Source organism: Pararoseomonas baculiformis (genome assembly GCF_017813395.1).
Classification (GTDB): Bacteria; Pseudomonadota; Alphaproteobacteria; order Acetobacterales; family Acetobacteraceae; genus Roseomonas; species Roseomonas baculiformis.
Genome location: NZ_JAGIZB010000001.1, coordinates 339,287 through 361,659 on the forward strand (window position 1 = coordinate 339,287; position 22,373 = coordinate 361,659).

General features: G+C 70.6%; 9 protein-coding genes. All 9 read right to left on the reverse strand.

What is annotated here, in order from left to right; all coding sequences use genetic code 11:
• Nucleotides 1–56: 56 nt before the first annotated feature.
• Nucleotides 57–2,855: a malto-oligosyltrehalose synthase gene (gene treY, locus J8J14_RS01580; protein ID WP_209377643.1), complete on the reverse strand. Its 2,799-nt coding sequence runs from the start codon at nucleotides 2,853–2,855 to the stop codon at nucleotides 57–59.
• Between the two features lie 10 nt (nucleotides 2,856–2,865).
• A complete protein-coding gene (malQ, locus tag J8J14_RS01585; protein ID WP_209377644.1) occupies nucleotides 2,866–4,914 on the reverse strand; it encodes a 4-alpha-glucanotransferase in 2,049 nt (682 codons plus the stop codon).
• A complete protein-coding gene (treZ, locus tag J8J14_RS01590) occupies nucleotides 4,914–6,668 on the reverse strand; it encodes a malto-oligosyltrehalose trehalohydrolase (protein ID WP_209377645.1) in 1,755 nt (584 codons plus the stop codon). Before treZ ends, malQ begins: the two co-directional genes overlap by 1 nt.
• Complete coding sequence (glgX, locus tag J8J14_RS01595) at nucleotides 6,665–8,791, reverse strand: glycogen debranching protein GlgX (RefSeq protein WP_209377646.1); 2,127 nt, start codon at nucleotides 8,789–8,791, stop codon at nucleotides 6,665–6,667. Before glgX ends, treZ begins: the two co-directional genes overlap by 4 nt.
• Nucleotides 8,792–8,807: 16 nt before the next feature.
• The gene (gene glgB, locus J8J14_RS01600) at nucleotides 8,808–10,943 is read right to left on the reverse strand and encodes a 1,4-alpha-glucan branching protein GlgB (RefSeq protein WP_209377647.1); all 2,136 of its coding nucleotides are present in this window, start codon (nucleotides 10,941–10,943) and stop codon (nucleotides 8,808–8,810) included.
• Nucleotides 10,940–14,194 (reverse strand): maltose alpha-D-glucosyltransferase, encoded by a 3,255-nt coding sequence (gene treS / locus J8J14_RS01605; protein ID WP_209377648.1) that lies wholly within the window; start codon nucleotides 14,192–14,194, stop codon nucleotides 10,940–10,942. Before treS ends, glgB begins: the two co-directional genes overlap by 4 nt.
• Nucleotides 14,195–14,208: 14 nt before the next feature.
• Nucleotides 14,209–17,469: a maltotransferase domain-containing protein gene (locus J8J14_RS01610; RefSeq protein WP_245215239.1), complete on the reverse strand. Its 3,261-nt coding sequence runs from the start codon at nucleotides 17,467–17,469 to the stop codon at nucleotides 14,209–14,211.
• 189 nt (nucleotides 17,470–17,658) lie between these two features.
• The gene (locus J8J14_RS01615; protein WP_209377649.1) at nucleotides 17,659–20,781 is read right to left on the reverse strand and encodes a PAS domain-containing protein; all 3,123 of its coding nucleotides are present in this window, start codon (nucleotides 20,779–20,781) and stop codon (nucleotides 17,659–17,661) included.
• A 70-nt stretch (nucleotides 20,782–20,851) separates the two neighbouring features.
• Complete coding sequence (locus J8J14_RS01620) at nucleotides 20,852–22,372, reverse strand: Ppx/GppA family phosphatase (protein ID WP_245215240.1); 1,521 nt, start codon at nucleotides 22,370–22,372, stop codon at nucleotides 20,852–20,854.
• Nucleotide 22,373 lies beyond the last annotated feature (1 nt).

Here is a 22,373-nt window from a genome sequence, read left to right on the forward strand (position 1 = left end):
CCCAGGCTTAAACCCCATCCAGCAAAGATGGGCACGAAAGGCGAGGGCCGGGCCGTTCAATCCGTGGCGAGCAATGCAACCGGAAGCTGTCTGAGGAGATCCGCGACCTCCAGCCGCTCCCCGCTGGCGGTTCCGTCTCCGCCCAACGCATCCCGGAAGGACAGGCCCGCGAGCACGGGCGGGAGCACCAGCGCGGTTCCGGCCCAGGCCGCGGCCGGCGGCAACGGATCCGCCGCATCGCCCAGCAACCGGGATGGCAGGCGCGTGACCACGGTGATGCTCGCCGTGTCGCGGCAGCGGCGCGCGAAGGCAAGCACGTGCTGCGCCATCTCGCCCTCCGCCTCCAGCGGGATGTACTCGCCTTCGGCGAAAAGCTCGGGTTGGCGGGTCCGCAGGGCCAGGGCATGGGCGATGACCGCCGCCTTGACCCGCCCATCCTTCCAATGCGGCAACAGCCCGGCTGGCGCCTCCCCGGCCTCCAGTGCGGCCTTGCGCGCCTCGAAGTCCACGGGGCGGCGGTTATCCGGATCCACCAGGGAGAAGTCCCAGAACTCGGTGCCCTGGTAGAGGTCGGGGATGCCCGGCGCGGTGCAGCGGATCAGCGTCTGCGCCAGCCCGTTGGCCGCACCGGCCGGGGAGAGGCGCCGGACCAGCGCCGCCACCTCCTCCCGCAGGCGGGAGGGCCGGTCATTCGCCAGCATGGCCGTCAGGAACTCGCGGCAGGCGGCCTCATAGGGTTCGTTCGGCACCGCCCATTCGGAACGGCGCTTGCCCTCGCGCAGCGCCTTCTCCTGCCAGGCGGCGAGGCGCTTCACCAGCACCTCCACCCCTTCCTCATCGGAGGGTTCCAGCTCCAGCGGCCAGGCGCCGATCAGGGACTGGTAGAGCATGATCTCGTCGGTGGCATCCGGCGCGGGCTCGCCATCCACCTCCTTCTTCAGCACGCTGTTCAGCCGCGTCCAGCGCGTCAGCGTCGCCGCCCATTCGTCGGGCAGTTCCGAGATCACGGCCAGCCGCGCGCGCGTGTCCTCGCCGCGCTTGTGGTCATGGGTGGCGGTGGCCAGCATCTCGCGCGGGAAGTATTTCGCGCGCTCGCGGCAATCCGCGTGGAAGGCGGCCGGCGTCTCGGCGAAGTGCGACGGCTCGGACCCGACCTCGTTGCGCGAGATCAGGCGGCCATAGCGGTAGAAGGAGGTGTCCTCCACCGACTTGGCGGCGACCGGGGCGGAGAGCTGCTGGAAGCGGATGGCCGCGCGCTGGCGCTCCCGCCGCTGGCCATGGGGCAGGCCGCGCGGCGGATCGCCGCCCAGCCAGGAATCCAGCAGTTCCAGCAGCGGCCGGTCGGTTTCGCGGATGGTGCGGCGCGCGCCGGCCATGGCCCAGTCCAGCAGGCGGCGATCCGCCTCGCTGCGCCCGGCGATGCCGAGATAGGAGCGATAGGCCGGGAAATGCACCAGCACCTCGGTCAGCGCGCGGCGAATGGCCGTGAGGGTGAAGTCGCGTGTGGCGAGGTCGCGCATGGCAATGCGCCGCAGCGCGTAGGAGGTGCCGTTCAGCTCCGAGGCGAGGTTGTAGCGCAGGATCTGGCGCCGCGCCTCGCGCGCCTCCTCCTCGAAGGCGGCGGGGCGGCCGGTCATGGCATGCCAGGTGGCGGCCAGGGGCTCGGCGCCCGCCGGGTCGTGCAGGACGCCAGAGACCTCGTCCATGAAGTTGTAGCCGGTGGTGCCATCCACCATCCAGTCGCGCCGCAGCTTCTCATGCGGGGCCAGGATCTTCTCGATCAGCAGCAGCGGCTTGCCCTTGGGCACATGGGCGGGGCGGCGCGCGGTCAGTCCCTCCAGGCGCCGGCGCAGCTTGCGGCAATAGCCGCGCGGATCGGCCAGGCCATCCACATGGTCCACGCGCACGCCGTCGATCAGCCCATCGGCATAGAGCTTCAGGATGAGGCGATGCGTCGCCTCGAAGACCTGCGGGCGCTCCACCTGCAGCCCGCCGAGGGAGGTGACGTCGAAGAAGCGGCGCCAGTTGATCTCGTCGGTCGCCGCGCGCCACCAGGCCAGGCGGTAGTTCTGCACCTCCAGCAGCGCGTGAAGCCGGGCGCGGCCTTCCTCGGTCCTGGGGTCGTGCGCGGCGATCACGGAATCGACCTGCGCGCGGCCCTCGGGCGCCTTGGCGTGCTGCGCCAGCATGTCGAGCGCGAGGCCCGCCGCGGCGCGGATCGCGTCCCGGTCACCATCCACGTCCAGCGCGCGGAAGACCTGGGCGAGCCCCGCCAGCTGAGGCTCCTGCGTCGCCGAGAGCAACATGGCGTAGCTGCGCGGGGCGAGCGGGAAGCGGTGCTCGAAGTATTGCGCGTAGATCTTGCCGCTCTCGGGCTCGAAATGCAGCGCGAGGTCGCCGGATTCCAGCACGGTGCCATAGGGCGCGCCGAGGAAGGGCGCGAGCATGCGGTCCGTCAGCCCGGGATCGGGCGGGTTCCAGTCAATGTCGAAGAAGCGGGCGAAGGGGGATTTCGCCCCCCATTCCAGCACGTCCAGCCACCAGCCATTGTCGGCGCCGCCCACGCCCATGTGGTTGGGCACGATGTCCAGGATCAGCCCCATGTCATGGGCGCGCAGCGCGGCGACCAGCCGTTCCAGCGCCTCCTCCCCGCCCAGCTCGGGGTTGATGCGGTCCGGGTCCACGATGTCATAGCCGTGGGTGGAGCCGGGCCGCGCCTTCAGCAGGGGCGAGGCATAGAGATGGCTGATGCCCAGCTTCGCGAAATACGGCACCAGCGGCACCGCGGCATCCAGCGGGAAGTCCTTGTGGAATTGCAGCCGGGCGGTGGCGCGCGGGGTCGCAGGTGCGGGCATCAGGGGACCATCAACTGGGGGGTGAGCGGCGGGCCTGTGCGAAAGCGTCCAGGCGGGCTGCGGTTTCCGGCTCGTCGAGCATCGTTCCGGCTTCACCGGGCAGGCGGCGGCGCCAGTTCGGGTGGCCCTCGGTGGTGCCGGGCAGGTTCGGCGCCTCCTCCAGCGCCAGGGCATCCTCCAATGGCAGCAGGGCCAGGGCGCAGGCGGCGCTGGCCACATGGCGCGCGGCGGCGGTGGCGACCCGCGCCCCCTCCCCTTCGCCCGGCATGTCGCCCTCGGCGGCGCCGGTGGCGCGCATGGCGTCCCAGAGATTGGCGCGGTCGCGCGCGCGCTCCTCGCGCTGCTCGCGGCCGTCATTGCCCTCGCCCAGCAGGCCGAGCTTCGCGCGCCATTCGATGTCCCGCCCCTTCCACCAGCCGGCGACGGTGGGCAGGTCATGGGTGGTGGTCACGGCCACCGCGCCGGGCGACCACCGGGAAGGCGGGGTGAAGCGGCGCTGCTTGTCCTGCTCGAAATAGAGGACGCGCAGGCCCATGAGGTTGGTTTCGTCCAGCCGCTCGCGGAAGCCCTCGGGCAGGGTGCCCAGATCCTCCCCCACCACGATCGCGCCGTGCCGCTGCGATTCCAGCGCGACGAGGCGCAGCATGTCCATGACCGGGAAGTGCAGATACGCGCCCTGGGTCGCGTCCTGGCCGTTCGGCACGAGCCAGAGGCGGGCGAGGCCCATGGCGTGGTCGATCCGCACGCCGCCGGCATGGCGCATGGCCGCGCGCAGCATTTCGAGAAAGGCGGAATAGCCTCCCTCGCGCAGGCCGCGCGGGGAGAAGGCAGCGATGCCCCAGGACTGGCCCAGCGGCGAGAAGATGTCGGGCGGCGCGCCCACGCCCACGCCGGAGAGGATCTGCCCCTGGCGCGACCAGCCATGGCTGCCGCCGCCATCCGTTCCCACGGCGAGATCGGCAATCAGCCCGATGCTGGCGCCAGCGTCCCGGAAGGCCGCCTGCGCGGCGCCGAGGCCGCGATCGGCCACCCATTGCAGGAAGGCGTGGAAGGCGACCTCCCGCTCATGCTCCTGCGCGAAGCGGGCAACGCCCGGTGCATCGGGGCGCCGGTATTCCTCGGGCCAGTCCTTCCAGTGCCACTGGCCGGAATCGCGGCCATAGAAATGCGCGTGCAGCGCCTCGAACCGCGCATGGCTCTCCAGCGCCTCGCCGCCCTCCGCACGGAAGCGGTCGAAGCCGGGGTCGCCGGGCCAGCGGTCGAAGATGGCGCGGAACAGGCGCAGGCGCAGCCTGGCCGCGGCCGGCCATTCGACGAGGTCGAGCCCCTCAAGCCGGGCAAACTCCTCACCCAGCCCGGTCGTGGAGAGCGCCGCCCGCAGCGCGTCCTCGCCCAGCGCGGCGGGATCGGCATGGAGCACGTTCAGGAACAGGCGCGAGGATGGCGCATAGGGCGAGAAGCGCTCGGGATCCGCCGAGAACTGCGCGTGCACGGGCGAGATGCCGAGCGCATCCGCCCCGTGCCGCGCCGCGCCGCGGGCCAGCTGCGCCAGGCCGGTGAAATCGCCGATGCCCCCATCGCCGCGCCGGTGCGGCGAGTAGAGCTGCACCGCCAGCCCCCAGGGGCGCGCGGCGGCGTCCACGCCATGGCAGCGCTGCGGGCAGACCGCGAGGACCGTCTCCTGCCCGGCAATCTCCAGCCGGTGGTAGCCGGTCTCCCGCATGGCGGGCAGCGTGCAGAGACCATCCTGCTGCCAGGCGCGCCCTTCCCGCAGTTCGCCGCCTTCCAGGCGCAGCCGGTACTCCGGCTCGCCTTGCAGTCCGAGGAGGATGGGCTGGTGCTGGATGGCGGTGCAGAGCGGGGGCAGGCCACGCTCGGCATCCCGCAGCCTCTCCCGGCTTCCGCGGATCTCCGCCTCGCTGCCTGCGGGCAGTTCCAGGGCGGCGAGAATGGCCCGCATCGCCTCGGGGCTGACCGTGTGCTCGCGGTCATTCACGTCCCGCCATGTCACCGCGATGCCGGCGGCCTGGGCGAGTTCGCGCAGTTCGTGGTCACTCATCAGGCCGGATCCAACAGGACAACAGTGGTGTATTCGGGAAGGTTCGCGTGGGAGAGCGCGGCCGCGGAGCCGGGCACGCTCTCGAACAACACCCTGGCGCCTTCCGCCTTAACCTGTGCTGGTTCGGGGCCAAGATTCGCCGCGATGGTGAGCCGCGAGCCATCACCCATTCGCCAGCGCGCGACCACGGCGGCGGGGCCGGCGGGCTCCGCGCCTTCGGCCATGGCACCTTTCAGCCGCGGGATGATCTCGGCATGGCGGATGGCCAGAAGCGCCCTGTGATGGGCGAGGATGGCGTCATGCGGCGGCCGCTCCGCCTCATTGAAATCGGGGCGGGAGCGTTCGAAGGTGGCCGGATCGTTCGGATCGGGGATGCGCTTCCGCGCCTCCTCGTCCTGGAAGGCCTTGAAGTGGGCGAACTCCTTGCGCCGGCCCTCGCGCACGGCCTTGGCCAGCTCCGGATCCCTGAAGCCGGTGAAGAAAAGGAAGGGCGCGGTGGCGCCCCATTCCTCGCCCATGAACAGCATGGGGATCTGCGGGCAGAGCAGCAGCAGGGCATTGGCCGCGCGCATGGCCTCGGCCGGGGCCAGCGCGTCCAGCCGCTCGCCCATGGCGCGGTTGCCGACCTGGTCGTGATTCTGCAGGAAGAGCACGAAGGCGGTGGGCGGCAGGTGCTTCGAAGGCTCGCCGCGCGGGCGGTGGAGATGCGGCATCTCCTCGCCCTGGAAGAGGAAGCCCTCCCCCAGCACGCGGGCGAGCTTCTTCGCCCCGTCATCGGCGAAGTCCTCGTAATAGCCCTCGCGCTCGCCCGTCAGCAGCGGGTGGAGCGTGTTGTGGCCGTCGTCGTTCCATTGCGCGTCGTAAAGACCGGGCGTGAGCTTGGAGGCGGTGTTGCCCTCGTTCTCCAGGACCAGGTGCACCTCGCGTTCCGTCACCTCCTTGCGCAGGCGGCGGGCCAGGGTGTCGAGCCAGGGCTGCTCGGAAATGGCGTGCACGGCATCCAGGCGCAGCCCGTCGATATGGTAGTCGCGCAGCCACATCAGCGCGCATTCCTCGAAATAGGCGCGCACCGCCGGCTTCTTGAAATCGATGGCGGCGCCCCAGGGCGTGTGGATTCCCTCGTCGAAGAAGGGCTTGGCATAGGCGTGGAGATAGGCGCCGTCCGGCCCGAAATGGTTGAAGACGCAATCGACGAAAACCGACAGGCCGAGCGAATGGGCCTCGTCCACCAGGGCCTTCAGCTCCTCCACCGTGCCGTAGGAGGGATCGGGGGCGAAGGGCTGCACACCGTCATAGCCCCAGTTGCGGCCGCCCGGGAAAGCGGCCAGCGGCATCAGCTCCACCGCGGTGACGCCGAGATCCCTTAGCCGGGGCAGCAGCGCCTTCACGCCGTTGTAGCCGCCGCAGGCGCCCACATGCAGCTCGTAGAGCACCGTCTCGTGCCAGGGTCGGCCGCGCCAGTCACCGTCGCGCCAGCGATAGGCGCCGTGATCCACCAGCACCGATGCGCCATGCACATCCTCGGCCTGGGCGCGGGATGCCGGATCAGGAACCAGCAGGTCCGGCGATGTGCGGAAGCGGTAGCGGGCGCCCGGCCGGGCCGGCGCATCCGCCGCGTACCAGCCCTCCCCCATGGCTTTCATGGGGATGGGGTCCAGCCCTTCCACCTCCAGCGTCACGCCTTCGGAGGAAGGAGCCCAGAGGCGGAATGTCGCTCCCCCCTCATGCAGCAGCGGCCCCCATAGCGTCGTCATCCCGAATTCTCCCCCTCTCGCCCCAGGCGGCTCCAGAGAAGAACGACGGAGCGGGCGCCAACGGTTACGGCCGTTTCGTCTTTTTTCAGCGGCCGTTCCTCCGCTTCGGGCTCGGCGCTGTCCAGCACCAGGGTCCAGTTCTGCACCGTGGTCGGCAGGGTGAAGGGCTGGTCCGCGCTGTCGGCGTTCACCATCAGCAGCACCGTGTCCACCGCGCCACCCGGGGCCGTGTCGGCGCGCAGCATGGCGAAGGTCTTGGAGATTGGGTCGCGCCAGGCCTCGGAGGAGATGGGCTGGCCGTCCTGGCCGAACCATTGCGTGTCGTAGAGGCCCGGCACCGGCTCGGACCGGCCATGCGGGAAGCGCGGCGGGCGGAGCGGGGCGAAGCGATGGCGCAGCCGGGCCAGCCTTCCGGTGAAACGCGTCAGCGCCTCGGCCGCAGGGGTGGAGCCGCGCTTCCAGTCGATCCAGGAGATCTCGTTGTCCTGGCAATAGGCGTTGTTGTTGCCGCGCTGGGTGCGGTCCAGCTCGTCGCCCGCCAGCAGCATGGGTGTGCCGGCGGAGAAGAAGACCGTGGCCAGCATCGCGCGCTTCAGCCGCATGCGGGTTTCGAGGATGGCGGGGTCATCCGCCTCCCCTTCCTCACCCCAGTTGTGGCTGTAGTTCTCGCCGTGGCCGTCGCGGTTGTCCTCGCCATTCACCTCGTTATGGCGATGGTCGTAGGAGACGATGTCCTCGAGCGTGAAGCCGTCATGGCTGGCGATGTAGTTCACGCTGGCCCAGGGCTGGCGGCGGCGCCGGTCGAACAGCTCGGCCGAGCCGGTGAGGCGCGCGGCGAGGTCGGAGCGCATGCCCTCGTCGCCCTTCCAGAAGCGGCGCACGCCGTCGCGGAACTTGTCGTTCCATTCGGCGAAGCCGGGCGGGTGGTTGCCCAGCTGGTAGCCGCCCGGGCCGATATCCCAGGGTTCGGAAATGAGCTTGCTGCGCGAGAGCACGGGGTCCTGCCGCAGCGCGTCGAAGAAGCCCGAGCCGGGATCGAAGCCGGTGGGCTCACGGCCGAGGACGCTGCCCAGGTCGAAGCGGAACCCGTCCACATGGAAGGTCTCGACCCAGTAGCGCAGGCTGTCCATCACCATCTGGATCACGCGCGGATGCGACATGTTCACCGTGTTGCCGGTTCCCGTGTCATTGATGCAATGACGTGGATTATCTGGCAGCAGGCGGTAGTAGGAAGCGTTGTCGAAGCCGCGCCAGGAAAGGGTGGGGCCCATCTCCGATCCCTCGCAGGTGTGGTTGTACACCACGTCCAGGAGCACCTCGATGCCGGCATCGTGCAGGCGCCGGATGGCCGCGCGGGCCTCGTTCAGTTCGCCGGTGGCGAGGTAGCCGGGCTCGGGCGCGAAGAAGGAAAGGGTGGAATAGCCCCAGTAGTTGGTCAGCCCCTTCTCCACCAGGAAGCGGTCCTGCAGGAAAGCATGGATGGGCAGCAGCTCCACCGCCGTGACGCCGATCTTCTGCAGGTGCTCGATCACCGCCGGGTGGCCCAGGGCCTGGAAGCTGCCGCGGATGGGGCCGGGCACCTCATCATGCAGGCGGGTCAGGCCCTTCAGATGGGCCTCGTAGATGATGGTATCGGACCAGGGCCGTTCCAGCGGGCGGTCGCGCCCCCATTCGAAGGCCCGGTCATCCACCACCACCCCCTTGGGCATGGCGGCCGCGCTGTCGCGCCGGTCCATGGTCAGGTCGGCCCGCGCGCCACCCACGCGGTAGCCGAACAGGGCGTCCGACCAAGTGATGTTGCCGACCAGCTGCTTCGCATAGGGGTCGAGCAGCAGCTTGGTCGGGTTGAAGCGATGGCCCTTGTTGGGATCATAGGGGCCATGGACGCGGTAGCCATAGACCGTTCCCGGCCGGGCATCCGGCAGGTAGCCGTGCCACACCTCGTCCGTGCATTCCGGCAGGTCGTAGCGCGTGGTTTCCCGCCGCCCATTCGCATTGAACAGGCAGAGCTCGATCCTCTCCGCATGGGCGGAGAAGACAGCGAAGTTCACCCCCAGCCCATCCCATGTCGCGCCCAGCGGATAGGGTCTGCCGGGCTCAAGGCGGGCGGGCGCTACTGGCATGGGTCCGGGGGATCCTTCATGGCGTGAAGATGAGGGTAGCCAGGGGCGGCAGCGTCAGGGACAGCGAATGCGGATAGCCATGGGATGGCTCGTCCTGCGCATCCACGCCGCCCGCATTCCCTATGCCGGAACCGCCATAGACGCCAGCATCGGTATTGAGGACCTCCCTCCACCAGCCGCCCCAGGGCACCCCGATGCGGTAGCCTTCGCGCGGCACGGGGGTCAAGTTGCACACCACCAGGGCCGGGCGCCCATCCGCCCCGAAGCGGAGGAAGGCATAGACGCTGTTGGCCGCGTCATCCCCCACCACCCAGGCGAAGCCGGAGGGATCGGCGTCCTTCTCGTGCAGGGCGGGAAGCTGGCGGTAGGCGCCGTTCAGGTCCCGCACCAGGGCCTGCATGCCGCGGTGGCGCGGCTGGTCCAGCAGGTGCCAGGGCAGGGCCGCGTCGTGGTTCCATTCCGTGGGCTGGGCGAGCTCGATGCCCATGAAGAGCAGCTTCTTGCCCGGATGGGTCCACATGAAGCCGAGATAGGCACGAAGATTGGCGTGCCGCTGCCAGTCATCCCCCGGCATCTTCCGCAGCAGCGATCCCTTCCCGTGCACCACCTCGTCATGGGAGAGCGGCAGCATGAACTTCTCGGAGAAGGCGTAGATCAGCCCGAAGGTCATCTGGCCATGGTGCCAGCGCCGGTTGACCGGATCCTCCTGCATGTAGTGCAGGGTGTCGTGCATCCAGCCCATGTTCCACTTGTAGTGGAAGCCCAGGCCACCTTCGGAAACGGGCGCGGAGACGCCGGGCCAAGCCGTGCTCTCCTCCGCCACCATGATCGCGCCGGGGCAGCGCTCGCGCACCACCTCGTTCAGCTCGCGGATGAAAGCCACGGCCTCCAGGTTCTCGCGCCCGCCATACTGGTTCGGGATCCACTCGCCGGCACTGCGGGAGTAGTCGCGGTAGAGCATGGAGGCCACGGCATCCACGCGCAGCCCGTCCACATGGTAGTGCTCGAGCCAGTGCAGCGCGGAGGCGATGAGGAAGCCGCGCACCTCGGTACGCCCGAAATTGTAGATCAGCGTGTTCCAGTCCTTGTGGAACCCCTCGCGCGGATCGGCATGCTCATACAGCGACGTCCCGTCGAACTGGCCAAGGCCATGCGGGTCGGACGGGAAATGCGCCGGCACCCAGTCCAGGATCACGCCGATCCCGGCCTCGTGGCAGCGGTCCACGAAGCGGGAGAAACCCTCCGGCGTGCCAAAGCGCGCGGTGGGCGCGAACAGCCCGAGCGGCTGGTAGCCCCAGGAGCCACCGAAGGGGTGCTCCATGATCGGCAGCAGCTCCACATGCGTGAAGCCCATGCCCTGCACATAGGGGATCAGCCGCGCGGCCAACCCGTCCCAATCCGGCGCCGCGCCGTTCTCGGCATGCCACCAGGAGGTCGGGTGCACCTCGTAGATCGCGATCGGCGCCCCGGGCGATTGCAGCCCGGTGCGCCGCGCCATCCAGGCGGCGTCGTTCCAGGGATGCGCCGCCGGCTTCGCCACGATGGACGCCGTGCCGGGCGCCAGTTCCGCCTGGGCCGCGATCGGATCGGCCTTCAGCGGCAGCACGCCGCCATGCGGGCCAAGGATCTCGTACTTGTAGTGCTCGCCCGGGCCAAGGCGCGGGATGAACAGCTCCCAGATGCCGGAGCTGCCCCGCAGCCGCATCGGGTGGCGCCGCCCGTCCCAGGAATTGAACCCGCCCACCACGGAGACGCGGCGCGCATTCGGGGCCCAGACGGCGAAGCGCACGCCGGGCACGCCCTCCAGATCCATCGCATGGGCACCGAAGACCCGGCCCATCTCGTGGTGCCGGCCCTCGCCGAAAAGATAGATGTCCATGTCGCCGAGCAGCGGTCCGAAGGAATAGGGATCCTCCGTCTCCTGCACGCCGCCGGGCCAGTGGATGCGCAGCGCGTAGGGGGAGGACACCTCGCCCTCCCACATGCCCTGGTCATGCACCTGGCGCAGCGGCACGGGCGCACCGCCGCGCGGCACCGCCTCCACCCCGGTCGCGCCGGGCTGGAAGGTGCGGAGGATGCCTTCATGGAGCCCGAGCACGGCGAAGGGATCGCCGTGGCGGCCCTCAGTGATCGCCTGGATCGCGTCGTTCATGCCTTCACCAGTCGGTCGGCCAGCGCGGACAGGCCGCGCAGCGGGATGGGAAGCCAGGCCGGGCGGTTCGCGGCCTCGTAACGCACCTCATAGGATGCCTTCTCCAGCAGGAAGAGGTCGAGCAGCGCGTCGCGCGTCGCCTCCGGCGCCCACTGGTTCGGGGATGCCTCCTCCACCTCGCGATAGGCGGCCATGAAGGCTTCCGATGCCTCCGCGCGGAAGCGCGCCAGCAGCGCCTCGCGCCGCTCCTGCGGGGCGGTGCTCAGGGCGCCGGCCGCGGCGGCGGCGGCATAGTCCAGGCTGCGCAGCAGCCCGGCCACGTCGCGCAGCGGGCTGCCCTTGGCGCGGCGCTCCTCCAGCGTGCGCGCGGGCTCGCCCTCGAAGTCCACGATCACGGCATCGCCCTGCGCCACCAGCACCTGGCCCAGATGGAAGTCGCCATGCACGCGCGTCATCAGCGCGCCATCGGCGGATTGGGCCAGGCGCCGCGCGGCTGCCTTCAGCGCGTTGCGGTTGAAGAGCAGGGCCTCGGCCAGGGCCTTGTCCTCGCCTTCCAGCTCGGCCTTCTCCAGCAGGTCCAGCGCCGGGTCGAGCTGCGCGATCGCGCCCTCGGCCCAGGCGGTGCGGGCGGCCTCCCCGGCCACCTCGGGGGTGAAGGCGGGGTCGTCGCTGGGCCGCGCCAGCACGGCATGCAGCTCGCCCAGCCGGCGCCCGAGGGCGGCGATGAAGGAGAGATAGCCGGAGAGCGCGTCGCCATGCTCGTCATCCGTCTGGTCCGCCGCGCGGGACAGCCAGTCCAGCGTCCAGCCCCAGCCATCGCCCTGGTTGCGGACGAAGCCCTGCAGCAGCATCAGCGTCACGGGCACGCCATCCCTACCCTGGCGCACCACCTCGCCCCGCAGCGGGGCGATGTTGGTGTAGCCCGCATCGGTCAGGTGGCGCGTCATCTCCGCTTCCGGGTGGATACCCTGCACCAGCTTGCGCAGGATCTTCAGCACCACTTCCTCACCGACGATGATGGAGGAGTTGGACTGCTCGCCCGGAAGGCGGCGCACCGCGGGCGCTTCGCCCAGCTCCAGCGCGGCCATGCGCTCCCCGCCGATGAAGAGGACGGGCCCGTCCTCCGTCTCGGCGACCGCGCCCTCGCGCAGGGCGCGCAGCACGCGGTGCACGAAATGGTCGGAGGCGAAGGCGTCGGTCAGATAGCCCACCTGGCGCCCCTGCCGCACGCGGGAAAGGGCAAGCTGATGGGCCAGGGGTCCCGTGCTCTCATCCTCGCCCATGCCTGCCAGCGGCATGCAGTAGCGCTCGGTGCGGCCGGGAAGCTGCACCTCCACCTCGGCCAGCAGCGTGTACTGGCCGCCGGGGATCGGTGCGATGGCCCGCAGGCTGACGCCCTCCAGGCGCTCGTCCTTCGAGGCGAACCAGCGGCGCTTGGGCAGCCAGGCCGGCAGCACCTCGCGCTCGATCTCGGCGCGCTGGGCGGGGCCCATGGCGGTCGCCGTGGTGGGGAAGACGATGGTGCGGAGGTCGGGCAAGGGTTCGGGTGCCTTCACATGCCAGGGCGGCAGCGCCTGCTCGGTTGCGAGGACGAACCAGTAGAACCCATAGGGCGGGAGCGTGAGCAAATAGGTTAATTGCCCGATCGCCGGGAACGCCGTGCCGCCCAGCATCTCCACCGGCACGCGCCCCGCCATGTCGGAGAGGTCCAGCTCCACCGCCTGGGCCGAGCGGGAAAGGTTGAAGACGCAGAGGATGGCCTCGTCGCCCATCTCGCGCAGATAGGCCAGCACCTTGCGGTTGCCCGGATAGAGAAGCCGCATCGTGCCGCGCCCGAAGGCCTGGCTGCGCTTGCGGGTCGCCAGCATGCGCCGCGTCCAGTTCAGCAGCGAATGCGCGTCCCGCGCCTGCGCCTCCACATTCACGGCCTGGAAGCCGTAGAGCGGGTCCTGGATCGTCGGCAGAACCAGCCCGGCCGGGTCGGCCTTGCTGAAGCCGCCATTGCGGTCGGGCGACCATTGCATGGGCGTGCGCACGCCGTCGCGGTCGCCAAGATAGATGTTGTCGCCCATGCCGAGCTCGTCGCCGTAGTAGATCACGGGCGTGCCGGGCATGGACATCAGCAGGCCGTTCATCAGCTCGATGCGGCGGCGGTCCCGCTCCAGCAGCGGCGCCAGGCGCCGGCGGATGCCGAGGTTGATGCGTGCCCGGCGATCGGCGGCATAGGTGTTCCAGAGATAGTCCCGCTCCTTGTCGGTCACCATCTCCAGCGTCAGCTCGTCATGGTTCCGCAGGAAGATCGCCCATTGGCAGCCCTCGGGGATGTCGGGCGTCTGGCGCAGGATATCCGTGATCGGGAAGCGGTCCTCCTGCGCGATCGCCATGTACATGCGCGGCATCAGCGGGAAGTGGAACGCCATGTGGCATTCGTCGCCCTCCCCGAAATACTGCTGCGTGTCCTCGGGCCACATATTGGCCTCGGCCAGCAGCATCTTGCCGGCGCCGGCATAGCCGCGCTCCAGTTCGCCGCGGATGAGCTTCAGGACATCATGCGTCTCGGGCAGGTTCTCGTTGTTGGTCCCGTCGCGCTCGATCAGGTAGGGCACGGCGTCAAGGCGCAGCCCGTCCACCCCGGCATCCAGCCAGAAGCGCATGACGTTGAGCACGCGCTCCACCACCTCCGGATTGTCGAAGTTCAGGTCCGGCTGGTGGGAGAAGAAGCGGTGCCAGTAGTACTGGCCCGCCACCGGGTCCCAGGTCCAGTTGGATTTCTCTGTGTCCAGGAAGATGATGCGCGTGCCCCGGTAGATCTGGTCCGTGTCGGACCAGACATAGATGTTGCGCTCCGGCGAATCCTTCGGCGCGTTGCGCGCGGCCTGGAACCAGGGATGCTCGGCGCTGGTGTGGTTGATGACCAGCTCGGTGATGACGCGCAGCCCGCGCCGATGCGCCTCCTCGATGAAGCGCTTCGCATCCTCGGTCGTGCCGTAGTCCGAATGCACGCCCGTGTACTCGGCGATGTCGTAGCCATCGTCCCGCCGCGGGCTGGGATAGAAGGGCAGCAGCCAGAGCGTATCGACACCCAGCTCCGCGATGTAGTCCAGCTTCGCGATCAGCCCGGGAAAATCGCCAACGCCGTCATCGTTGGAATCGAAGAAGGACTTCACATGCAGCTGGTAGATCACCGCATCCCGGTACCATTGCGGGTCGCGGGGGTCGGGCTGGTGGTTCGGCAGAACGTCGTCGGGCATCTTCCGGTCTCGTCTCAGGCGCCGAGGGGGCGCACGCGCCAGATGGCGAAGGGCAGGTCGGCGGGGTCGAGGCGCATGTGCTGGGTCTTGCCGTGCCAGGCGAAGCGCTGGCCGCGCATCAGGTCCTCGGCTTCTAGCCCCGCATGGTCCGGCAGGCCCCAGCGCCACAGCGGCAGCTCGAAGCCGGCCTCCTGCAGCTGGGAGGGATCCATGCTCACCGCAATCAGCAAGACATTGGACCGGTCCTCGGTTGCCTTCTCGTAGAAAAGGATGTTGTCGTTCCAGGCCGGCAGGAAGGTGACGCCGAGATGGGTCTGCAGCGCGGGGTTGGCGCGGCGGATCATGTTCAGCCGCGTCACCTCGTCCACGATGTCACCGGGCCGGCGGTCCGGCCAGGCGCGGATCTGGTACTTCTCGCTGTCCAGATACTCCTCCTTGCCCGGCAGCGGCGTCGCCTCGCAGAGCTCGAAGCCCTGATAGACGCCCCAGAGGCCGGAGAGGGTCGCGGCCAGCGCGGCGCGCGAGAGATGCATCGGCCGGCCGCCGGTCTGCAGGTGCCGCGGGTTGATGTCGGGCGTGTTGACGAAGAAATGCGGGCGGAAGAAGTCGCGCGGCGCCGTGGTGCTCAACTCCGTCAGGTATTCCGCCATCTCCTTCTTCGTCTCGCGCCAGGTGAAGTAGGTATAGGACTGGCTGAAGCCGCTCTTCGCCAGCCGGTACATCACCTTCGGCCGCGTGAAGGCCTCCGAAAGGAAGATCACGTCGGGGTGGTCGGCCTGGATGGTGCCGATCATCCATTCCCAGAAGGGCAGCGGCTTGGTGTGGGGGTTGTCCACCCGGAAGGTCTTCACCCCCTGCTCCACCCAGAACTTCACGGATTGGTACAGCGCGACCCACAGGGAAGGCTTCGCGCCCTCCGCGTAGAAGTCGACATTGACGATGTCCTCGTATTTCTTCGGCGGGTTCTCGGCGTATTTGATCGTGCCATCCGGGCGCCAGTCGAACCATTCCGGGTGCTCGCGCAGCCAGGGATGATCGGGGGAGCACTGGATGGCGAAGTCCAGCGCCAGCTCCAGCCCATGCTCGGAGGCAGCCGCCACCAGGCGGCGGAAATCATCCATCGTGCCCAGGGCCGGGTGCAGCGCGTCATGCCCGCCCTCATCCGAGCCGATGGCATAGGGGCTGCCCACATCCTCGGGCCCGGGGGTCAGCGTGTTGTTGCGCCCCTTCCGGTTCTTCCGCCCAATCGGATGAATGGGCGGGAAGTAGAGCACGTCGAAGCCCATCGCCTTCACGCGCGGCAGCTTCGCGATCACGTCGTCCAGCGTGCCGTGGCGGTTCTCGTCGCCCGACTGGCTGCGCGGGAACAGCTCGTACCAGCTGGCGAAGCGCGCCTGGATGCGCTCGGACTCGATCCCGGCCACCGGGCTCTGCCGAACGCGATGCGGGCGGTTGTCCGCCACGGCCATCAGCCGCGCCGTCTCGGGCGCGAGCAGCATGGTCAGCCGCTCCGCCTCCTCCGCCGTCTCCAGCGCCTTGCACAGCGCCAGCAACCCCTTGCGCGCAAGGCCTGGGCGGGCCGCGGCCTTCACCACGTGCCGCCGGCCTTCCTCCAGCTCCAGCGTCACGTTCACGCCGGCCGCGTGCTTCTTCGACAGCTCGTCGCGATAGCCGGCGAAGACGTCCAGCCAGGCCTCCACGGCATAGAGGTAGCGGCCCATCCGCTCCAGCGGGAAGCTCGCGGTCCAGCGGTCATTGCCGAGGGGCTGCATCCGCACCTCGCGCCAGTTCTTCTCGTCCGCGGGGCGCCAGAGCAGCGCGACACCGAAGGTGGCATGGGTGTCGGCGACGATATCGGCCTCCACCGTCACCACCTCGCCCATGATGCGCTTCGCGGGGAAGCGGCCGCCATCCACCAGCGGCGTCACGGCCTCGATCCCGATGCGCGGGATCAGCACGCCCTGCTCGGGTGGCATGCGCGTGGCGGCGGGACGGACCACCGGCTCCGGGCGCCCGCCCTCCAGCACCCTCACCTCGCCGGGGGAGAGAAGGATGGAGGTGCCGGGGGTGAACATCTCCGCGCCATCGGCCCCCCGGAAGGGACCGGGCCCGCCACCAATGCCCGGCAGCACCGTTTCCGGCGCAAGGCTGGCCGAGGCGCGGCGATCCGGGTTGGCGATCACCAGCGTCGCGGCGCTGGCCACGCGCGGATCATCCGCCGTGCGCAGCACGGCCAGCACCGGCGCGCCCGCGCCGGTCAGCGGGCGCATCCCCGCCCCCGCCAGCGGGGCAAGCCGCTTCAGCAGCGCATTCGCCTCCCGGATCTCGTCCGAGAGGTCATAGGGCGCGTTCTCATGCACCCAGGCCCAGTCGCCGGGCCTGCCCTGGGAAGGATCGGAGGGGCGGCGGGCGCCGTATTCGAAGCCCTGGGGGACCAGCAGCGCGTCGCACAGCGTGGCGGCCAGGTGCAGGGACAGGCTGGCCGAGCGCGCACGCGCGGCCTCATCCCCTTCATCCATGGCGGCACGGGTGCCGAATGGCACTTCCGGGAAGCCCATCAGCGGTGCGCCAAGTGCCTGGCATTCCTCCATGAACCAGGGATCGCGCCCATTCCACCAGGCCAGGGAGGAAGCCAGCCAGCCGAAGCCCGCCCCGCGGAGCGCCGCCGCCTCATGCCAGGGCATGCCGGTGTTCCACGCGATGAAGCCGGCCTCCGGCACGGCCGCGATCAGGCGGCCCCAGACCGGTGCCGGCACCTCGCCCGGGCGCAGGGCGCGGAAGCCCGAAACCCCGGCTGCCACCCAGTCACGCAGGCGGCTTTCCCAGAAATCCAGAGGCCCTTCCGCCGAAAGATCCAGCCGCAGCATCCCCAGCGGCACGGGGCCGCCGCGCGGATCGGGCAGGGCTGCATCCGGGCGCAGGAACCAGTCGGGCCGGGACGCGGGCAGCGCTCCATCCGCCGCCACGTGCTGCGGGGCGAAATCCAGCCAGAGCTCCAGCCCCGCCGCGCGGCAGGCCGTGGCGATGGCGGCGATGGCGGCGGTGCCATCCGTGCCGGCCTCCAGCAGCGGATGGGGGCGGTCATGATCCGCCACCTCCATCAGGTCGCCGGACCGTCCGGGTGAAAGGGGCGGCGGCATGCAGACGCCGTGGAAGCCGAGTGCGGCGATCCGCTCCAGCTCCGTGCCCCAGCCGGAAAGCGGGCCGAGCAGAAGGGGGTTGAGGTGGTAGAGGCTGATGGGACGCATCGGCGAGGAACGGTGGTCGTCGGTCATGGTTCCCGGCTCCGGCTTCGTCGATTTTCGCCACAGGGGATCGCAGCCCCAGGGCGCGGGGCCAAGCATTGCGCGCTGCAACAAGGCGTGAGGCGCGTTCACGCCCTGGCAAGGCAGCCCGGATGGCCCTGATTCCCGGAACGCGCCCGGCCATGGCGCGGCCATGGTGACGTTTTCGGGACTCCGCCTTCAACCGGGCGAGGCGGCCTCCGCCGCTTCCCCGGCCGGGAACATCCGTGCCAGTGCGGCCGCCAGCGCCTCCCGCCCGAAAGGCTTGTCCAGCCGGGGTAGATCCGGTGCCATGCCGGCCGGCAGGTCCGCATAGCCCGAGGCGAGGATCACCGGCAGGCCGGGGCAGAGGGTGGCGATCCGCGCCGCCAACTCCATGCCCGTCATGCCCGGCATGGCATGGTCCGTCAGCACCAGGTCCGCCCACCTTCCCTGCTGCAGCAAGGCCAGCGCCGCGCCGGCCGAATCCGCCTCCCGCGTCGAATGGCCGAGATCGACGAGAAGGGCCACGCTGCTGGCCAGCACCAGCGGATCATCATCCACCACCAACACCCGCAGGCGCCGCGCAGGGCCCGCGACCACGGCCCCGCCGGGCTGCGCCGGGGCAGGCTCCTCCCCGGGCTCGGCCCGGGGGAGCCAGATCTCGGCCACGGTGCCCTCGCCCGGGGCGCTGATCAGCCGCAGCGCCCCGCCGGATTGCGCGCAGAGCCCATGCACCATCGACAGGCCGAGCCCGGTGCCCCGGCCCACCCCCTTGGTGGTGAAGAAGGGCTCGGTGGCCCGGGCCAGGGTTTCGGCATCCATGCCCGCCCCCTGGTCCGTCACGGTGATGACCAGGCAATCCCTCACGGGGGGTGGGTCCCCGGCTCCCGGGCTGCCCTCCCGCGGGCCTGCGGGCGCATTGCGGGCGCCGATGCGCACGCGCCCCTGTGGGAAGCGGTCCGGCGGCATGGCATCCCGCGCATTGACGCAGAGATTCAGCAGGGCGAGCTCAAGCTGGTTCGGATCGGCATGGGCCGCCCAAAGCCCATCCGGCAGGTCGATGTCGAGCGGCGTCGCCGGGCCCAGGCTGCGTGCCAGGAGATCCCGCATCGAGCCGATCAGCACGGCGGAATCCACCGCCTCCATCCGCAGCTCCTGCCGCCGCGCGAAGGCCAGCATGCGGCGGGTCAGCGCCGCGCCGCGTTCGGCCGCGCCAGCCACCCCATCCAGCAGGCGGCGCGCGCTGCGGTCCTCGGCCAGGGCCGGGCGCTTGGCCAGCAGGGCGGCGCCGGAGGCCACGACCTGCAGAAGGTTGTTGAAGTCATGCGCCACGCCGCCCGTCAGCTGCCCCAGCGCCTCCATCTTCTGCGCCTGGGCAAGCTGGGCCTGGGCGCTTTCCGCCGCTGCCACCGCCTCGGCCACGCGGGTTTCCAGAAGCGCCTGGGCGGCCCGGCGCTCCGTGATATCGGCATAGACGCCGACGAAGCGACCGGTGCCGGGCATGGCGCGGCCATTGATCGAGATCCAGCGCACGCCTCTTGGGGTGATGAGCCGGTGTTCCAGCGTCACCGAGCGCCCCTCCGCCACCACCCGTTCCCAGTCCTCCGGCGTGATGGGCTGGTCGTCCGGGTGCATCGCGGCCTTCCAGATGCCCACGTCGCTCCGGAGGTCGGGCGGCTCGGGCAGGCCCAGCAGCTCGAAATGCCCGGGCGAGTACACGGCCTGGCCCGTCGTCAGGTCCAGGTCGAAGGCGACCAGCCCACCGGCCGAGAGGGCGAGCCGGAGCCGCTCCTCCGCCGCCGCGAGCGCGGCCTGGTTCTCCGCCAGCTCCGCCTCCGTCCGGCGGAGGGCGGAGACATCCACATGCACGCCCCGGAGCCGCGTGGCCCTACCCGTGGCGTCCCGCTCGATCTCAGCCAGGGCGGAAATCCAGCGCATCTCGCCGGCCGGCGTCATCACGCGGTATTCGGAGACGTAATCCGTGCCTGTTCCCTCCACCGAGGCGGCGAAATGGGTCGAGACGCGGGCCCGGTCCTCCGGGTGGATGCGGCGGAGCCATGCGCCATGCGGCTCCTCCGCCGCCTCAGGCTTCAGCCCATGCAAGGCGAGGTATTCGGGCGAGCGATGATTGTGGAAGGCCGGGCGCCCCTCGGCATCATAGGTGACGACGATCTCAAAGCCCCCCACCCGCGCCAGGCGCTGCGTCTGCGCGAGCTGTGCCTCGCGCTCACGCAGGGCCGCGTCCCGCACGGCAAGGGCGGAAGCGGCGCGGGACAGGGCATCGCCGACCAGGTCCACCTCCCGCACCGCCGTCCGGACGGCTGGAACAGCTTCCCCCTGCCCCAGCGCCACGGCGGCGGCCGACAGGGTGCGGGTGGCGCGCGCGATTCGCGCGGCGGCCCATAGGGCCAGCAGCAGCGCACATGCCAGCAGCAGCGCGCCCACGCCAAGCAGTGCCCAGACGGCCTGGCGCACGGGGGCGTCCACCACCTCGGCTTCCAGGCTGGTGCCGATGGTCCAGCCGGTGCTCGTTTCCGCATGGGCGATCACCGCCGGCACGCCCTCGACAGTCCGCCCGCGCTGAATCCCATGCGGCTCCTGGCGGAAGCGCGCGCCTGCCTGGCGGCCCACCAGGTCCGGGATAACGGGCGCGCGGGCCACGATCCGCTGGTTCCGGTCCACCACCATCGCGGACCAGCCGGGCTCCCGCACCTCCCCGGCCAGGCGCTCCGACAGGCGGTCCGCCCGCATCCCGGCGCCGAGCAGGTAGCGGCGCCCGGCGGCGTCCCGCACGGGAAGGGACACGCCATAGATCGGCGAGCCGGTGCGGGTGCCGCCGAACAGGTCGATCACCTGCGGCTCCTCCGGCGCGCCCTCCTTCGGCATGGCCCAATCGGGGCGCGGCACCGCGGCGAGTGGATGGCCGAAGGGGAAGGCGGTGTGCAGGAGCAGGTGCCCCTCCGCATCCCGCAGGGACAGGTATCCCCGAAGGTCCCCCGCCACGGCCACGAGATGGCGATGGACGCCCTCCAGGTCGCCGGACTGGAAGGCGGTGGTGACGCCGACGGCCCGGAGCGCGGAGGTGAGGGAGGCGAATTCGGCATCGATCGCCCGCGCCACGCCCTCGGCCCGGGTGAGGACCGATTGCTCCACCAGATCCCGTTGTGCCTCGGCGAAGCGCCAGAGGACGAGGCCGGCGAAGCCGAGCACGGGCAGGACAGTGGCCAGCACGAGCAGGACAAGGCGCGCACGGATGCCCGGCCCGGCAAGCCTTGCCAGGCCCTGGCCATGATTCGTGCTGCTGGCGAGCCGTTCGGGCATCAGGAACAAACTGCACCGGCCGCGGGCCGCGCGCCAGCGCCCGCGCCAAGCCTTGTTGCCTGCGTGCGCCTCAGCCCTGTGGCGCGACCTCCACCATGGCTTCGAGCCCCATGGCCGCGGCCAGGCTGTCCACGCGGCGTTGCACGCTTTCCCCGGCAAAGACGCCGCTGCCTTCCACCAGCCGCAGGATCAGCCGGCCGCCGCGCGGAATGAGGGAGGTGCCGGCCAGCAGGGCCGGCGTGCCGCCCGAAAGCGTGTAGGCCAGGCGCAGCGCGGCCCCGATTCGCTCGGCCCGCTGCTGCGCCGTGGGGCCGAGAAGACGCCGCGCGGGCTCCAGCATGACGGAGTCCCCCGCGTCGTAGCGGAGCGCGGTGGCCAGGGCGAGGAAGGCGCGGGCATGGTGGTCCAGCCCCACCCCGGGCTGGCGCAGCACGCGCAGGAAGGCCTGCTCCGCGCGGTAGTCCGGATGGTCGTGGCTGCCCGTGTCGGAGAGCTGGCAGGCGGCCTGGCGCAGCGCGGCCTCCGCTGGCGCCTCATCGGGGAAGAGCGGCGCGGTCCAGTTCACCAGCGCCTCGGCCATGGCCGGGTCGCGCCCGAAGCGGGCGGAGAGATCGGCGCCGGCGGCCAGCAGCGGGTCCTGGTTGCGCACGGCGCCCAGCAGCAGGCGGGAATACCAGCCCTCCCGCAGCCCGTTGGCGGAGAAGACCACGCGCCGCGCCCCGGTCTGCCGCAGCAGGCGGCGCATCACGACGGCGGCGTAGGGAAGGTCCGCCGCGCGCTTGGAAGGCGCGCCGGGCAGGCGACCGGCCCTGTCCCCGGCGGCGATCACGGCGGCGCAGAGGTCCCGCGCCTCCTCCCGCCGGAGGACATAGTGATGCACGATGGAGAGGGGATAGCCGGTCTGGGTGATGTGCACCTTGGCAAGGGCGCGCCAGGCGCCGCCGACGAGATAGAGGTCCCGGTCCCGCCCGCGGGAGAGCCAGCGCACGTCGGAAAGCGCCTCCTCCGCGATGCCCCGCGCCCGCGTGGGATCCCCGCCCGAGCGTTCGTTGAGCCGGATCACGCCCAACGGCAGGCTGACGGAATCGGTGGGGCGCCCATTGGCCAGGTCCACCAGTTCCAGGCTGCCGCCGCCGATATCGCCCAGTATGCCATCGGCCCCGGGCACGCCGAGCAGCACGCCATCGGCGGACATCGCCGCCTCCTCCACCCCAGAGAGGATGCGGAGCGGCACGCCGGGCAGGCGCGCCCGCAGCGCCTCGGCGAAGGCCGGGCCATTGGCGGCATCGCGCATCGCCGCCGTGGCCAGCACCTCCAGCGGATCGGCATGCATGGCCCGCGCGATGGCCAGGTAGCGGCCCATGATGGTGAGCGCCCCCTCCACCGCCACCGCGTTCAGCCGGCCGGTGGCTTGCAGTCCGCGCCCCAGCCCCAGCACCGCCTTCTCGTTGAAGATGGTCACGGGGTTACGCCCGCGTCCCTCGAAGATCACGAGGCGGACGGAATTGGATCCGAGATCGACCACTCCCGAACGTGGCAGGGCCAGGTTCCCCCCGGGGGGGATGGGCGCATATCCGTCGGGAAAGTCCAAA

Bases quoted from the DNA above. Each gene is read 5' to 3' on its own strand.
- treY (WP_209377643.1), bottom strand. From the start codon at position 2,855: ATGCCCGCACCTGCGACCCCGCGCGCCACCGCCCGGCTGCAATTCCAC.
- malQ (WP_209377644.1), bottom strand. From the start codon at position 4,914: ATGAGTGACCACGAACTGCGCGAACTCGCCCAGGCCGCCGGCATCGCG.
- treZ (WP_209377645.1), bottom strand. From the start codon at position 6,668: ATGACGACGCTATGGGGGCCGCTGCTGCATGAGGGGGGAGCGACATTC.
- glgX (WP_209377646.1), bottom strand. From the start codon at position 8,791: ATGCCAGTAGCGCCCGCCCGCCTTGAGCCCGGCAGACCCTATCCGCTG.
- glgB (WP_209377647.1), bottom strand. From the start codon at position 10,943: ATGAACGACGCGATCCAGGCGATCACTGAGGGCCGCCACGGCGATCCC.
- treS (WP_209377648.1), bottom strand. From the start codon at position 14,194: ATGCCCGACGACGTTCTGCCGAACCACCAGCCCGACCCCCGCGACCCG.
- J8J14_RS01610 (WP_245215239.1), bottom strand. From the start codon at position 17,469: ATGACCGACGACCACCGTTCCTCGCCGATGCGTCCCATCAGCCTCTAC.
- J8J14_RS01615 (WP_209377649.1), bottom strand. From the start codon at position 20,781: ATGCCCGAACGGCTCGCCAGCAGCACGAATCATGGCCAGGGCCTGGCA.